The organism is Streptomyces sp. NPDC041784 (assembly GCF_055591025.1).
In genome coordinates, this window is the sequence record NZ_JBVJAB010000001.1 from 182,627 (window position 1) to 196,910 (window position 14,284).

At 71.5% G+C, this 14,284-nt stretch carries 14 protein-coding genes; 10 read left to right on the forward strand and 4 right to left on the reverse strand.

Features of this window, described 5'->3' with window-relative positions; translation table 11 throughout:
* Positions 1-39 precede the first annotated feature (39 nt).
* Positions 40-735, reverse strand: a complete 696-nt coding sequence (locus tag ACZ6D7_RS00855) for a TerB family tellurite resistance protein (protein WP_469481899.1) — start codon at positions 733-735, stop codon at positions 40-42.
* Positions 736-918: 183 nt separating this feature from the next.
* On the reverse strand, positions 919-2,640 hold the full coding sequence (gene leuA / locus ACZ6D7_RS00860; protein WP_469481903.1) for a 2-isopropylmalate synthase: 1,722 nt from the start codon (positions 2,638-2,640) through the stop codon (positions 919-921).
* 352 nt (positions 2,641-2,992) lie between these two features.
* Between leuA and ACZ6D7_RS00865 the strand changes: the two genes are divergently transcribed.
* The 8 genes from ACZ6D7_RS00865 to ACZ6D7_RS00900 all read left to right on the forward strand — a co-directional run bounded on the left by ACZ6D7_RS00865 (position 2,993) and on the right by ACZ6D7_RS00900 (position 10,425).
* Positions 2,993-4,063 carry a M4 family metallopeptidase gene (locus ACZ6D7_RS00865; protein WP_469481905.1) on the forward strand — a complete coding sequence of 357 codons (1,071 nt, stop codon included), beginning with the start codon at positions 2,993-2,995 and terminating at the stop codon, positions 4,061-4,063.
* A 21-nt stretch (positions 4,064-4,084) separates the two neighbouring features.
* Complete coding sequence (locus ACZ6D7_RS00870) at positions 4,085-4,351, forward strand: protealysin inhibitor emfourin (protein ID WP_469481908.1); 267 nt, start codon at positions 4,085-4,087, stop codon at positions 4,349-4,351.
* Positions 4,352-4,432: 81 nt separating this feature from the next.
* Positions 4,433-5,755, forward strand: a complete 1,323-nt coding sequence (locus tag ACZ6D7_RS00875) for a GH1 family beta-glucosidase (RefSeq protein ID WP_469481911.1) — start codon at positions 4,433-4,435, stop codon at positions 5,753-5,755.
* The gene (locus ACZ6D7_RS00880) at positions 5,752-7,011 is read left to right on the forward strand and encodes an MFS transporter (protein WP_469481914.1); all 1,260 of its coding nucleotides are present in this window, start codon (positions 5,752-5,754) and stop codon (positions 7,009-7,011) included. Before ACZ6D7_RS00875 ends, ACZ6D7_RS00880 begins: the two co-directional genes overlap by 4 nt.
* Positions 7,012-7,164: 153 nt before the next feature.
* On the forward strand, positions 7,165-7,575 hold the full coding sequence (locus ACZ6D7_RS00885; RefSeq protein ID WP_469481917.1) for a hypothetical protein: 411 nt from the start codon (positions 7,165-7,167) through the stop codon (positions 7,573-7,575).
* 98 nt (positions 7,576-7,673) lie between these two features.
* Positions 7,674-8,441 carry an ATP-binding cassette domain-containing protein gene (locus ACZ6D7_RS00890; RefSeq protein ID WP_469481920.1) on the forward strand — a complete coding sequence of 256 codons (768 nt, stop codon included), beginning with the start codon at positions 7,674-7,676 and terminating at the stop codon, positions 8,439-8,441.
* Positions 8,438-9,754, forward strand: a complete 1,317-nt coding sequence (locus ACZ6D7_RS00895) for a hypothetical protein (RefSeq protein WP_469481923.1) — start codon at positions 8,438-8,440, stop codon at positions 9,752-9,754. Before ACZ6D7_RS00890 ends, ACZ6D7_RS00895 begins: the two co-directional genes overlap by 4 nt.
* Before the next feature lie 23 nt (positions 9,755-9,777).
* Complete coding sequence (locus ACZ6D7_RS00900; RefSeq protein ID WP_469481925.1) at positions 9,778-10,425, forward strand: hypothetical protein; 648 nt, start codon at positions 9,778-9,780, stop codon at positions 10,423-10,425.
* A 25-nt stretch (positions 10,426-10,450) separates the two neighbouring features.
* Here the strand turns inward: ACZ6D7_RS00900 and era are convergent, their stop codons facing one another.
* A complete protein-coding gene (era, locus tag ACZ6D7_RS00905) occupies positions 10,451-11,404 on the reverse strand; it encodes a GTPase Era (protein ID WP_469481928.1) in 954 nt (317 codons plus the stop codon).
* Positions 11,405-11,578: 174 nt separating this feature from the next.
* Between era and ACZ6D7_RS00910 the strand changes: the two genes are divergently transcribed.
* Positions 11,579-12,892, forward strand: coding sequence for an ammonium transporter (locus ACZ6D7_RS00910; protein ID WP_469481931.1), 1,314 nt, complete (start codon positions 11,579-11,581; stop codon positions 12,890-12,892).
* On the forward strand, positions 12,889-13,227 hold the full coding sequence (locus tag ACZ6D7_RS00915) for a P-II family nitrogen regulator (protein ID WP_469481934.1): 339 nt from the start codon (positions 12,889-12,891) through the stop codon (positions 13,225-13,227). The genes ACZ6D7_RS00910 and ACZ6D7_RS00915 overlap by 4 nt, the downstream gene beginning before the upstream one ends.
* Here ACZ6D7_RS00915 and ACZ6D7_RS00920 read toward each other — a convergent pair.
* Positions 13,224-14,282: a DUF916 domain-containing protein gene (locus ACZ6D7_RS00920; protein ID WP_469481937.1), complete on the reverse strand. Its 1,059-nt coding sequence runs from the start codon at positions 14,280-14,282 to the stop codon at positions 13,224-13,226. The two genes, ACZ6D7_RS00915 and ACZ6D7_RS00920, sit on opposite strands and share 4 nt — an antisense overlap.
* Between the last annotated feature and the right edge of the window lie 2 nt (positions 14,283-14,284).

Here is a 14,284-nt window from a genome sequence, read left to right on the forward strand (position 1 = left end):
AGGCGGCCGAGGTCGGTCCCATGGTCGCCCCCGCGGGGTTCAGGACGGTGTACCCGCCGCCACGAGCAGTCGTGTCACGTCGTCCGCGCGGATCGTGAGGGCGGCGCCGACCGTGGCCAGCACCTCGCGCTCGGCCGGGGTGTACGGCCCGTCGGCGAGGGCGATGCGGGCGCCCTGGAGCAGGATCGATTCGCGGCCGATGGACGCGAGGTGCGGGGCGAGCGGGTCGAGGGCCTCGTGGAGCTCTATGGCGAGCCCGGCGTCGCAGGGTTCGCCGAAGGCGCGGCCGGTGTCGGCGGCGAGGGCGGCGACGAGAGCGGCGAGCTGTTCCTGGGTGCAGTCGGTGAAGCCGGCCGCGCGGACCGCGTCCGTGGCCGCCTCCAGGGACGGGCGGGCGCAGGTGGCGCCGGCGGAGAGGACCGCGAGGGCGACGGTGTGCACGGCGTCGCGGAGCATCGCGGAGAAGCGGATGGTGGTGGGGTGGTCGAGGGCGTCGGTGCCGTAGTGCTGCCGGCAGGCGGCGCACTCCACGACGGGTCCGGTCTCGCCGCGCGGGAGGACGGGTACGCCCAGGAGGGTGAAGCGGCGCCGGCCGGTCAGCCGCTGGTAGTTGCGGTCGCCGCCGCAGCCGGGGCAGAAGAACTCGCCGTCCCCGACGGGTGTCCATGCGGTGCGGGTGCCCAGGATGCGGGCAAGCCTGGTGACCCGGCCGTCTCGTCCCCGTCCTGGCAGCACGTCGCACCTCCGTAATGCCGCGGCAACATCGCCGCGTCTGCGTGATGTTAGCCACATCCGAGAGGAGTAGTCAGCACCCAGGAGGAGACCTTTCCGTGACCTCCACGGCGAGGTGGCCGATAAACGACGGGGCCCTGATCGCCGTATACGGCGATCAGGGCCCCAAACTGCCGGTCAGAGTGATCAGCGGGTCGCGCGGTTGACGGCGGAGACGACCGCCTTCAGCGAGGCACGCGTCGTGTTCGCGTCGATGCCGATGCCCCACAGGACCTTGTCGTCGATCGCGCATTCGATGTAGGAGGCGGCCTGCGCGGAGGCGCCCTCGCTCATCGTGTGCTCCTGGTAGTCCAGCAGGCGTACGTCGATGCCGATGGACTGGAGGGCGTCGAAGAAGGCCGAGATCGGACCGTTGCCGGTGCCGGACAGGACGGTGTCGACGCCGTCGACCGTCGCCTCGACGGTGAGGGTGTCCACGCCGTCCGTGTCGGTGGTCGACTGGCCGGTGCGGACCTGGATGCGGCCCCAGGGGTTCTCCGGGTTCGGCAGGTACTCGTCCTGGAAGACGGACCAGATGGCGGAGCCGGTGACCTCGCCGCCCTCGGCGTCCGTCTTGGCCTGGATGATCTTCGAGAACTCGATCTGCATCCGGCGCGGCAGGTCCAGCTTGTGGTCGTTCTTCAGGACGTAGGCGATACCGCCCTTGCCGGACTGCGAGTTGACCCGGATGACGGCCTCGTAGGAGCGGCCGACGTCCTTGGGGTCGATCGGCAGGTAGGGGACCGCCCACTCGATGTCGTCGACCGTGACGCCCTTGGCGGCCGCGTCGGCCTCCATCGCGTCGAAGCCCTTCTTGATGGCGTCCTGGTGGGAGCCGGAGAAGGACGTGTAGACCAGGTCGCCCACGTACGGGTGGCGCGGGTGGACCTCCATCTGGTTGCAGTACTCCCACGTACGACGGATCTCGTCGATGTCGGAGAAGTCGATCTGCGGGTCGACGCCCTGCGAGAACAGGTTCATGCCCAGGGTGACCAGGTCGACGTTGCCGGTGCGCTCGCCCTGCCCGAACAGGCAGCCCTCGACGCGGTCGGCGCCGGCCATCAGCGCCAGCTCGGCGGCGGCGACCGCGGTGCCGCGGTCGTTGTGCGGGTGGACGGAGACGCAGACGTGCTCGCGGCGGGAGAGGTTGCGGCTCATCCACTCGAAGCGGTCGGCGTGGGTGGAGGGCGTGGAGCGCTCGACGGTGGCCGGCAGGTTCAGGATGATCTCGCGGCCCGGACCGGGCTGATAGACGTCCATGACCGCCTCGCAGACCTCGAGGGCGAAGTCCAGCTCGGTGTCGGTGAAGATCTCGGGGCTGTACTGGTAGCCGAACTCGGTCTCCGGGCCCAGCAGTTTCTCCGCGTACTCCATGACCAGACGCGTGCCGTCGACGGCGATCTGCTTGATGTCGTCCTTGGAGCCGCGGAAGACCACGCGGCGGAAGACGGGGGCGGTGGCGTTGTACAGGTGGACGGTCGCGCGCCTGGCGCCCTTCAGGGACTCCACCGTCCGCTCGATCAGGTCCTCGCGGGCCTGGGTCAGTACGGAGATGGTGACGTCGTCCGGGATCGCGCCCTCTTCCTCGATGATCGAGCGCACGAAGTCGAAGTCGGTCTGGCCGGAGGCGGGGAAGCCGACCTCGATCTCCTTGTAGCCCATCTTGACCAGCTGGTCGAACATCCGGCGCTTGCGCTCGGGCGACATGGGGTCGATCAGGGCCTGGTTGCCGTCGCGCAGGTCGGTGGAGAGCCAGCGGGGGGCGGTGGTGATCCGGTTGTTCGGCCAGGTGCGGTCGGGGATGTCGACCTGGTCGTACTGTCCGTACTTGTGGATCGGCATCTGGCTGGGCTGCTGGCGGTTCGCCATGGTGCGGTGGCTCCTCGGGATGACCGGAGTGTCCGGACGGAAGGACGGCCGACGCGCAACACCAAGCTCCGCGGGGAGGGGGTCGGCCTCGACTACAGGCCCTCGCCGCGGCAGCTAAGGAGAAGCAGCCCGAAACGCATAGTGCTCCGCAGCCTAACCGAGCCGCCGCTGTCGCGTGGGTCCGTATCAGTATGCGGGACCACCGAAGACAACCCCAGGAAAACCCTGAAAAAAGGGACGAAACGTGCGCCATACCACTCGCTCCGACGGATCGGGCCTCCATGCCGCCGTTTTTCACCAATCATGGTTGCGGGTGGTGACAGGGGGGTAACGCAGTGCAAGGGTGCCGGGCATGACGACGAACGGGGGCTTCGAGCCCGTCTTCTGCACCGTCGTGCCGCCGCATGTCCTGGACAGGCTGGCGCGCAGCGACGACCCCGCACTCTCCGGTCCCGCCCAGCGCACCCTGGTGCGCGACAGCGAGCTGCGCGCCAGGCGCCGGGTGACCACCGAGTTCAGCCTGGCGGCCGCCCCGGCGGTGAAGGCACCGTCGAACCAGCCGCTGCGCACGATCTACGACGCCGAGCACGGGACCGACCTGCCCGGCACCAAGGTCCGCGCCGAGGGTGAGGACCCCGGCCGGGACGCCACCGTCAACCGCGCCTACTCCGGGCTCGGCGCCACCTTCGACCTCTTCCTGAAGGCGTACGAGCGCCACTCGATCGACGGCGACGGGCTGCCGCTGGACGCCACGGTCCACTACGACGAGGGGTACAACAACGCCTTCTGGAACGGCGAGCAGATGGTGTTCGGGGACGGCGACGGCGAGATCTTCGTCGACTTCACCCACTCCATCGACGTCATCGGCCACGAGCTGACCCACGGCGTCACGCAGTACACGGCCAACCTGACGTACTACGGCCAGCCGGGCGCCCTCAACGAGTCGATGTCCGACGTCTTCGGCGCGCTCATCAAGCAGTACTCACTCGGCCAGACCGCCGCCGAGGCCGACTGGCTGATCGGCGCCGGCCTCCTCGCCCCGAACGTCACCGGCACCGCCCTGCGCTCCATGAAGGCCCCGGGCACGGCGTACGACGACGACGTCCTCGGCAAGGACCCGCAACCCGCGACCATGGACGACTACGTCCGCACCGGCCGTGACAACGGCGGCGTGCACATCAACTCCGGCATCCCCAACCACGCGTTCTACCTGGCCGCCACCGCCCTCGGCGGACACGCCTGGGAGAAGGCGGGCCTGATCTGGTACGACGTGCTGGCCGGCGGCGAACTCTCCTCCAAGGCGATGTTCACCGACTTCGCCGGACTCACCGTCAAGGCCGCGCGCGAGCGCTTCGGCGACGGCGGGGAGGAGCTCCAGGCCGTGGCGAAGGCGTGGGAGCAGGTCGGGGTGCGGATCCTGTAGTTCCGTACTACACAGAGACCCATGCGGATTCAGGTGAGGCGCACGGGCGGGTTCGCGGGCATCGAGCGCCGTGCCGAGGTGGACACCTCGGGGCGGCCCGACGCGCACGAGTGGCACGCCCTGGCCGAGCGGGCACTGTCCGCCGGCCGGGGCGCGCCCCCCGCCGGGGTTCCGGACGGCTTCAGCTACACGATCACGGTGGACGGCAGGACGGTGTACGCGGCCGACCCCCGGCTCACCGAGGACCAGCGCAGGCTGGTGTCCCGGGTACTGAAGGAGGGGGCGTGAGGGTGCTGCCGGAGAGGGCGTAACTGTCAGTTCACGCCCGGACGTTGACTTCCTTACCAGCCGGTAAGGATGATCCCGCCCATGGCGACTGATCCGCGTGACGCGGCGCACCCGATACCCCAGTTCCCGGCCGGCTTCCTGTGGGGGGTGTCCACCTCCGCCCACCAGATCGAGGGCGCGGTGGACGCACGCGAGCCGTCCGTGTGGGACACCTTCACCGCCGAGCCGGGACGGGTGAAGGACGGCTCCACCGCGGCGGTGGCCTGCGACCACTACCACCGCTACCGCGAGGACGTCGCGCTGCTGGCGGACCTGGGCGTGGACGCGTACCGCTTCTCGATCTCCTGGCCGCGGGTGAACTCCCCCGGCGGCCTCGACTTCTACGACCGTCTCGTGGACGAGCTGGGCGAGGCGGGCGTCCGCCCGGTGCCCACCCTCTTCCACTGGGACCTCCCGGCCGGCCTGGACTGGCTGGAGCGGGACACCGCGTCCCGGTTCGCCGACCATGTGTCCGTGGTCGTGGACCGCCTCGGCGACCGGGTGACGAAGTGGATCACCCTCAACGAGCCCGCCGAACACACCCTGCTGGGCCACGCGCTGGGTACCCACGCGCCCGGCAGGCAGCTGCTCTTCGACGCGCTGCCGGTCGCCCACCACCAGCTGCTGGCCCACGGTCTCGCGGTACGGGCCCTGCGCGCGGCCGGCGCCCGCGACATCGGTGTCGCCAACTCCCACGGCCCGACCTGGCCCGCCTCCCAGGAGAGCGCCGACCTGGAGGCGGCGGCGTTCTACGACGTCCTGCTGAACCGGCTGTTCGCCGAGCCGCTGCTGCTGGGCGAGTACCCGGAGGGCCTGGGCGAGCTGATGCCGGGGGACGTGGCGTCCGACCTCAAGGTCATCGCGGAGCCCCTCGACTGGTACGGCGTCAACTACTACGCCCCGACCCGGGTGGGCGCCCCGCAGGGCACCGAGATCGAGTTCGGCGGGATCACCATGCCGGCCGAACTCCCCTTCTCCGTACGGCAGATCGAGGATGTCCCGGTCACCGACTTCGGCTGGCCGGTGGTCCCCGAGGGCCTCACGGAACTCCTGACGACGTTCAAGGACCGCTACGGCGACCGGCTCCCGCCGGTGGTCATCACCGAGAACGGCTGCTCCTACCCGGGGCTGGACGACCAGGACCGGATCGCCTACCTGGACGGCCATGTCCGCGCCCTGCACCGGGCGGTGGAGGCGGGCGTCGACGTGCGCGGCTACTTCGTCTGGTCGCTGCTGGACAACTTCGAGTGGGCGGAGGGCTACGAGCGCCGCTTCGGCCTGGTCCACGTCGACTTCGCGACCCAGCAGCGGACCCCGAAGGCCTCGTACGCCTGGCTGCGGGACGTTCTGCGGGCCCAGGGATGACGACGGCGGACCGGCTCCCGCCGGCCGCGCTGGCCGAGCCGGTCGAGCGGGTGGGGCCGGGCTGGACCTCGGCCCTGTCGCTGGCCAACGGGGCGATCTGGGTGGGCTGGTACGGCCCGCTCCAGATCCTGCTCGCCTCCCAGGCCGAGGACTTCGCGCCCGGATCCGGCATGTCCAAGGAGACGATGCTGGCCTGGGTGACGGGCGCGGGCGCGGCGGTGTCGCTGGCGGCGAACCCGTTCTTCGGCGCCCTGTCGGACCGTACGGCGTCCCGGTACGGCCGCCGTACGCCGTGGATCGTGGCCGGGGCGGCCGGCGGGGCGCTGTCGTTGCTGCTGCTCGCGGGCGCGGGCGGGGTGTGGACGATGGCGCTGGGCTGGTGCCTGGTCCAGCTCACCCTGAACGCGGCCTTCGCGGCGGTCACGGCGGCCGTGCCCGACCGGGTGCCCCGGCTCCAGCGCGGCGCGGTGGGCGGCTGGCTGGGGGCCGCCCAAGTGCTGGGCGTGGTCGGCGGGACGGGCCTGGCCACGGCCGCCGGGGGCGTCGGGGCGGGGTACGTGGCGTGCGCGGTGTTCACCGCGCTCGGCGTGCTGCCGTACGTCCTGGGCCACGAGGATCTGCGGCTGGCGCGGGAGGACCGGCCGCCGTGGGCCTGGCGGGGCTTCCTGGCGGGCTTCTGGCTCAGCCCGCGCCGGCATCCCGACCTGGGGTGGGCCTGGCTGACCCGGTTCCTGATGAACCTGAGCAACGCGCTGGTGCTGCTCTACCTCCTGTACTACCTGCGCGACCGGCTCCACCATTCCGACCCGGAGGAGGGCGTGCTGATCCTGACGGCCGTGAACGGGCTCACCCTGCTCGCCACGGTGGTCGTCGGGGGTGTCTGGTCGGACCGGGTGGGCCGGCGCAAGCCGTTCGTGATCTGGTCCGGGGTGCTGATGGCGGTGGCGACGGCGCTACTGGCCGTCTGGCAGACCTGGCCCGGCGCGATCGTCGCGGCGGCGGTCCTGGGCATCGGCTTCGGCGTGTTCACCTCGGTCGACTTCGCCCTGATGACGGACGTGCTGCCGAAGGCGCTGGACCGGGGCAAGGACCTCGGCGTGATCAACGTGGCCAACGCCCTGCCCCAGGTCGCGGCCCCCGCCCTCGCCGCGCCGATCGTGACGTATCTCGGCGGCTACCGGGTGCTGTATCTGGTGGCGGCGGTGATCGGGCTCGCCGGAGCGGTGCTGGTGGGGCGGATCCGCGGGGTGGAGTGAAAGGCGGACGAAAGATTTACGAAAGCTGCGATGGTAAATCGCAGCGAACGGTTCCGTGACCTTCCGCACAGACAGGTGACAGCGGGCACACATAGTGTTCTCAGCGACCAAATTGGCCCTGAACAGGGGGAAGTTCACGTGCAGAATCGTCTGATGACGTTCAAGCGCAAGTCTGCCGTGGTGGCCGCGGTGGCCGCCTTCGCGGTGGCCGTTCCGACCGTCAGCGCGCTGGCGGCGGAGATCAACGGCAGCCGTTTGCCCTTCGCAATCGCCACGGCGGGCAGCGCCGAGGACAGCAACCGCTGGTCCGGTCCGGGCTCCGGTCACGTCAAGGCGTGCGGTGACGTGCCGGTCAACGACACGCGTACGTTCACCGCCTCCGTCTGGCGGGACATCTCGCTGTCGCCCGACCGTCAGATCGCCACGGCGTCCCGCAGCTACTCGCAGGGCTACGGCTGCGGCGCGTACAAGGGCACCAGCACCTCCAACAAGTACTACACGCAGGTGAGCTGGGCCGCCGTCCCGGGCAGCCGCGGCGTCGGTTTCGCGGCCGCCGAGAACTGATCCGGCCAGGTGCGGTTCACCGGCCGGGGCGCCCCGGCCGGTGAACCGGTAAGAAGAGACGCATCAGAAGAAACCGCACCCACGGAACCAGGAACACTGTGTCCCTTGGCAACGCCCCCGCCGCGGTCGCGGCGGTCGAGCAGGTCACCGTCCGCTACGGCTCGCTGACCGCCCTCGACGACGTCTCGCTCGGCTTCCCGACCGGCGTGACCGGCCTGCTCGGGCCCAACGGAGCCGGCAAGAGCACCCTGCTGTCCCTGCTCAGCACCGCGAACCGCCCGGACGAGGGCACCGTCACGCTGCTCGGCGAAACGGTGGGGGCGGGCGGCCGCAGAGCCGTGCGCTCGGTGCGCGAGCGGATCGGCGTCCTCCCCCAGTCCTTCGGCCACTACCCGCGCTTCACCGCGCTGGAGTTCGTCGAGTACGCCGCCTGGCTGCGCAAAGTCCCCTCCCGCGAGCGCCGCGACCGGGCCCGCCAGGCGCTGCGCCAGGTCGCCATGGAGAAGCACGCCGACCGGCGGATGGGAGAACTCTCCGGCGGCATGCTGCGCCGCGTCGGCATCGCCCAGGCCGTGGTCAACCGGCCCGCGCTGGTGCTGCTGGACGAGCCGACCGTCGGCCTCGACCCGGCCCAGCGCGTCGGCTTCCGCGATCTCATCAAGGGGCTCGGCGAGACCTCCGCCGTCGTGATGAGCACCCACCTCGCCGAGGACGTCGCCCACACCTGCGACCGGATCTCGGTGCTCCTGGAGGGCCGGGTCCGCTTCACCGGCACGCTGGCCGAACTGTGCGCGCTGCCCGGCGAGGACGGCACCGTCGAGTCGGGCTATCTGCACCTGGTCGGTCCCGAGGGGGCCGTGCTGTGATCCGCATGCTGTGGACCGAGATGCGGCGCGGCGAGTCCCGGTGGATCGCCGCCCTGATGACCGTGATCGGCGCCTGGTACTTCCTCGGCGGCGACGCGGCGAGAAGCGACTGGGTCGGCTGGTGGACCCAGACCGCCGTCGAGGTCCAGATCTTCGCCGTCATGGTGATGGGCCCGCTGGTAAGCACCGGCGCCGCCTGGACCGCGGGCCGGGTCCGCCGCCACCGCACCCTGGCCTGGGCCGAGACGACCGCCCGCAGCGGCTGGGAACAGACCGTCATGGTCTGGCTGTCCGCCATGGCCTGGGCGCTGCCCGTGTACGCGCTGTTCGCGGCGCTGGCCTTCTCCCGCACCGCCGGGGTCAGCGCGGTCACCGCGCCCGTGTGGTCGCCGCTGCTGACCGGCGCCGCCATGGTCGGCCTCCAGACCGCGGTCGGGGTCGTCGTGGGCGTCCTCTCCCCGTCCCGGATCGCCGTCCCCTTCGTCGGCCTCGGCTGGTACGGCACCCTGGTGGGCATCGCGCTGCTCTCCGACGAGCGCTCGGCGCTGCCGTGGGCGCTGGTGCCGGCCCTCGACGTGCACTGGGACATGGCCTTCCAGCCGAACACCGGCCGGCTGCTGACCGCCGCCGTGTGGTGCCTGGCCTGCGGCCTGCTGATCCTCGCGCTGCCGGGCCTGCTGCGCGGCCGGTCCGTGCGTCCGGCGCTCGGCATGCTGCTGCCGGTGGCGCTGGCGGCGGTCGTCGCCGCCGGGGCGCTGTTCTCCTTCAAGGCCCCGCTGCCCGAGCTGTACTGGGCCGTGCGGACCCCGCAGCCGCAGCGGCCGGTGTGCGCCACCGAGGGCGGCACCAAGGCCTGTCTGTGGCCCGACGACCGGCATCTGCTGCCGGAGGTCCGGGTCGCGCTGCGCCGGGTCGAGCGGACCGTCGGCGCGGTCCCCGGTCTGACCCGTACGTACTACGAGCGCGGGCTCACCGCGCCGACGGGGGGCTCGCCGACCGCCGAACTGCCCGTGTACACACCGGGGATCGACCGGGAGGGGCTGACCCAGGACATGCTCGCCGCGTCCCTGCCGCAGCCGCCGCAGGGCTGCGCGCCGCACCTGATGAAGGAGATCGGGGACTACCCGGACACCTTCCTCTTCGAGGCCGTCGTCCGCAGCCGCGCACAGGTCCAGAACGGCTACTGGAGCGACGACTTCACCGCCGCCCTGGAGCGCTTCCTGAAGACGCCCGTGGCCGAGCAGGACCGCTGGCTGGCGGCCGCCGCCGACGACATCCGGGCCTGCCGCCCCGCCCCCGCACCGCCGCGGTGAACGGCGTCGACGGAATGAGGCGTGTGTTCTCGTACTCCCCCGCGTCCCCGGGGCTGCGCGCGCTGCTGGGCTACGCCCGCAGCCGCAACGTGCCGCGCGCGGCGCTGCTCGCGCTGGTCGTCGCCGTCGCCGCCACGGTGTACGCCGGGCAGCAGGTGCCGCTGCCGCAGCTGCGCCATCTGACGGACTACAGCGTGCCGTTGGCGGCCGTGGTGCCCGTGGTGCACGCGGTGGTGCTGGCCACCACGACGTTCTCGCCGATGGCCGATCTGGAGCACACGGCGGCGCAGCCGATGCACCGGCACCGCCTGGTGCAGATGACCGCCGTGCTGCTGTACGCGACGCTGCTGGCCGTGCTGCCGATGGCGGCCGGCGCGTCCGCGGAGGTCACCGTGGCCGCCGTGCGCAATGTCGCGGGGTATCTCGGGCTCGCCATGATCGGCGCCCGGCTGTTCGGCAGCGGCCTCGCCTGGCTGCCGCCGCTCGCGATGTTCGGGCCCACGCTGCTGGCCGGGGTGCGCTGGGACAACACGCCGGAGCCCTGGGCGTGGTCCATCCACGGCCCGCACAGCGTCCCGGCCGCCGTGACGGCGGCCGTGCTGTGCGCGGTGGGCCTGGCCCTGGCGGCCACGACGACCCCGCGCCGCGCGGAACGCGACGAACAGGGCTGACTGCCGGCCGCCCGGCCCCGACGCCTCAGAATCCGAGCTTGCGCAGCTGCTTCGGGTCCCGCTGCCAGTCCTTGGCGACCTTGACGTGCAGGTCCAGGAAGACGGGCGTGCCCAGGAGCGCCTCGATCTGCTTGCGGGACTTGATGCCGACGTCCTTCAGACGGCGGCCCTTCGGGCCGATGATGATGCCCTTCTGGCTGGTCCGCTCGATGTAGATGTTGGCGTGGATGTCGAGCAGCGGCTTGTCCGCCGGGCGGTCCTCGCGCGCCAGCATCTCCTCGACGACCACCGCGATGGAGTGCGGCAGCTCGTCGCGGACGCCCTCCAGCGCCGCCTCGCGGATCAGCTCGGCGACCATCACCTGCTCGGGCTCGTCCGTCAGGTCGCCCTCGGGATACAGGGCGGGCCCCTCCGGCAGCATCGGCACCAGCAGATCGGCGAGCAGCTCCACCTGCTGGTCGCCGACCGCCGAGACCGGCACGATCTCCGCCCACTCGATGCCCAGCTCCCTGCCCATCTGGTCGATCGCGATGAGCTGCTCGGCGAGTGCCTTCCCGTCCACCAGGTCGGTCTTGGTGACGACCGCGACCTTCGGGGTCTTCTTGATCCCGGCCAGCTCCTTGGCGATGAACCGGTCGCCGGGCCCGATCTTCTGGTCCGCGGGCAGACAGAAGCCGATCACGTCGACCTCCGCCCAGGTGGTGCGGACCACGTCGTTGAGCCGCTCGCCGAGCAGGGTGCGCGGCTTGTGCAGCCCCGGCGTGTCCACCAGGATCAGCTGCGCGTCCGTACGGTGCACGATGCCCCGTACCGTGTGGCGCGTGGTCTGGGGACGGTTGGAGGTGATCGCCACCTTCTTCCCGACCAGAGCGTTCGTGAGGGTGGACTTGCCCGCGTTGGGACGGCCCACGAAACAGGCGAAGCCGGCCCGGTGGTAGGTCCCGGCCGACTGCTCGGATGACTGGTTACGAACGCTCATGGCCCCCATTCTCCCTGATCCGTGAAGCCCCGCCGCACACACGAGCGGCACCACCCCGCACGGTGAGCTTCCGGAAACCCGACCGCAACGAAACGTCACGGAAACACACCCGTACGCGACCGGAAACCGGGACCGGTGAACCTCTGACGAGCCCCCACCCCCGTTGGAGACCCCGTGACGACTCTCGCCGCCGCACGCGTCGACACCGGCGACACCGCCTGGCTGCTCGCCGCCACCGCCCTCGTCCTGCTGATGACCCCGGGTCTGGCGCTGTTCTACGGCGGCATGGTCCGCACGAAGAGCGTCCTGAACATGCTCATGATGAGCTTTGTGTCGATCGCGCTGGTCACCGTGGTCTGGCTGACCGCCGGCTACTCCCTGGCCTTCGGCGACGACATCGGGGGCGGGCTGATCGGCGGACTCGACCACGTGGGGATGGCGGACCTCGGCCCCGACAGCGTCCAGGGCACGGTCCCCACCCTGCTCTTCGCCACCTTCCAGCTCACCTTCGCGATCATCACGGCCGCCCTGATCAGCGGCGCGATCGCGGACCGGGCGAAGTTCGCGGCCTGGCTGGTCTTCGTACCCGTCTGGGCACTCCTCGTATACGTTCCCGTCGCCCACTGGGTCTGGGGCCCCGGCGGCTGGATCCTGACGGACCTCGGCGCCCTCGACTTCGCCGGCGGTCTTCCCGTCGAGATCGTCTCGGGCGCCTCGGGACTGGCGTTGTGCCTGGTCCTCGGCCCGCGGCTGGGCTTCAAGAAGGACGCGATGCGTCCGCACAACCTGCCCATGGTGATGCTCGGCGCCGGTCTTCTCTGGTTCGGCTGGTTCGGCTTCAACGCGGGCTCGGCCCTGGGCGCCAACGGCCTCGCCGCCGCCGCGTTCCTCAACACCCTCGCCGCCGGCTGCACCGGCCTGCTGGGCTGGCTCTTCGTCGAGCAGAAGCGCGACGGCCACCCCACCACACTCGGCGCCGCGTCCGGCGCCGTCGCGGGCCTGGTCGCCATCACCCCGTCCTGCGGCTCGGTCTCCCTCCCGGGCGCCCTGGTCGTCGGGCTCGCCGCCGGTGTCGTCTGCTCGTACGCCGTGGGCTGGAAGTTCAAGCTGAACTACGACGACTCCCTCGACGTCGTCGGCGTCCACCTGGTCGGCGGTGTGATCGGCACCCTGCTCATCGGCGTCTTCGCCGTCGAGGAGATGACCGGCGGCCCCGAGGGCCTCCTCTACGGCGGCGGCCTCACCCAGCTCGGCAGGCAACTGGTGGCCGTGGTCGTCGTGGGGCTCTACGCCTTCGGGGTCACGTACGGCATCGGCAAGGTGCTCGACCGCACGATCGGCCTGAGGGCGGACGAGGAGCACGAGCACACCGGCCTGGACCTTACGGTGCACGCCGAGACCGCATACGATCACGGCGTCCTGGGCCACGGCGCCCCGGTCAGCTCCTCCCACCAGCCCTCCGCCCAGAAGGTCAAGCCCCAGGCATGAAGCTCATCACCGCGATCGTCAAGCCCTACCGCCTCGACGAGGTCAAGACGGCCCTCCAGGAGCTGGGCGTGCACGGGCTGACCGTGACCGAGGCCAGCGGCTACGGCCGGCAGCGCGGCCACACCGAGGTGTACCGGGGCGCCGAGTACCAGGTCGACCTCGTGCCCAAGGTCCGCATCGAGGTCGTCGTCGAGGACGCGGACTCCGACGCCGTGATCGACGCGGTGGTGCGTGCCGCGCACACCGGGAAGATCGGGGACGGCAAGGTGTGGGCGGTTCCGGTCGAGACCGTCGTACGGGTGCGGACGGGCGAGCGCGGGCCGGACGCGCTTTAGCCTCCGGCGGTCCGGCTGAGTTTCGGCTGCGGGTCCGCCGGGGCTGGTCGCGCCCCGCGGCGAAGCCGCATGATGTCAACGCCCCGCGCCCCTGAGCGGCTGGGCCCTGCGGGCCCCCGCCGCCGTCTGATCAGGAACCACACCCCTCCCGCGATCCCCACCGCCACGACCGCCGCCAGCAGCCACGGCACCGCAACGAAGGACGCGCTCGCCGACTCCCTCGTGGCCCTGGCGCTGGCCGTCACCTGCACGTCGGCCCGGTCGAGCTGGGGTGCGCCCCGCCAGCGTTCGGTGAGGCGGACGCGCTGGCCCGGGAGGAGTTCGGAGGGGACCTTCGTCAGGTCACGGGTCAGCAGGGTGCGGCCGAACAGGCCGCGGGCCGTCAGTTCCACCTTCGGGTCGAGGGTGACGTTGCCGGTGTTGTGCAGGGTGTAGGAGATCGTCGCCGTGCTGTCGCCGAGGCCGGGCACGAGCGGCTGGTGGTGGCCGATCCGGACGTCCTCCACGGCCAGCGCGGGCAGGGTGGGCCCGCCGACCTGGAGGTAGACGCGGGCGCCGACGGCCCGCCGCACACCGAGCGCGAGCCCGGCGCCGCCCTCCTCGACCCGCTCGTCGAGGGCCACGATCGCCCCGGGATGGTCGCCCGGCTCGGCGTCCTCGGGAACACGGATGGTGACCGGCACGGTGACGGTCTTGCGCCCCGGCACGGTGATCCGGTCCTTCGCGGGCTTCGCCCACGCCCCCACGCCCCGCATCCGCTCCCCCGCCGATCTGACGGCGAACCCGCCGTCGCGCGCGGTGTTGTAGGCGTCGGCGGCGTACAGCCGGAAGGTGAGCGGCTCGTCGGTCTTGTTGGCGACGACGACCTTGTCCTCGATCGTCTGCCCGGGATCGGCGGTGACGTAGAAGTACGGCCGCGCGGCGACGGCCGAGGAGACGGGGTAGACGGACCAGCTGCCGTTGTCGGCGGCCCGGGCGGGCGCCGCGCACAGCGGGCCCAGCAGGAAGGCCAGCGAGGACAGGAACGGCAGGAGGAGGACGTACGGCTTGCGCATGG

What these genes read in the sequence shown, in the direction of transcription:
- leuA (WP_469481903.1), bottom strand. Translation starts at nt 2,640, where the DNA reads ATGGCGAACCGCCAGCAGCCCAGCCAGATGCCGATCCACAAGTACGGA.
- ACZ6D7_RS00865 (WP_469481905.1), top strand. Translation starts at nt 2,993, where the DNA reads ATGACGACGAACGGGGGCTTCGAGCCCGTCTTCTGCACCGTCGTGCCG.
- ACZ6D7_RS00870 (WP_469481908.1), top strand. Translation starts at nt 4,085, where the DNA reads ATGCGGATTCAGGTGAGGCGCACGGGCGGGTTCGCGGGCATCGAGCGC.
- ACZ6D7_RS00875 (WP_469481911.1), top strand. Translation starts at nt 4,433, where the DNA reads ATGGCGACTGATCCGCGTGACGCGGCGCACCCGATACCCCAGTTCCCG.
- ACZ6D7_RS00880 (WP_469481914.1), top strand. Translation starts at nt 5,752, where the DNA reads ATGACGACGGCGGACCGGCTCCCGCCGGCCGCGCTGGCCGAGCCGGTC.
- ACZ6D7_RS00885 (WP_469481917.1), top strand. Translation starts at nt 7,165, where the DNA reads ATGACGTTCAAGCGCAAGTCTGCCGTGGTGGCCGCGGTGGCCGCCTTC.
- era (WP_469481928.1), bottom strand. Translation starts at nt 11,404, where the DNA reads ATGAGCGTTCGTAACCAGTCATCCGAGCAGTCGGCCGGGACCTACCAC.
- ACZ6D7_RS00915 (WP_469481934.1), top strand. Translation starts at nt 12,889, where the DNA reads ATGAAGCTCATCACCGCGATCGTCAAGCCCTACCGCCTCGACGAGGTC.
- ACZ6D7_RS00920 (WP_469481937.1), bottom strand. Translation starts at nt 14,282, where the DNA reads ATGCGCAAGCCGTACGTCCTCCTCCTGCCGTTCCTGTCCTCGCTGGCC.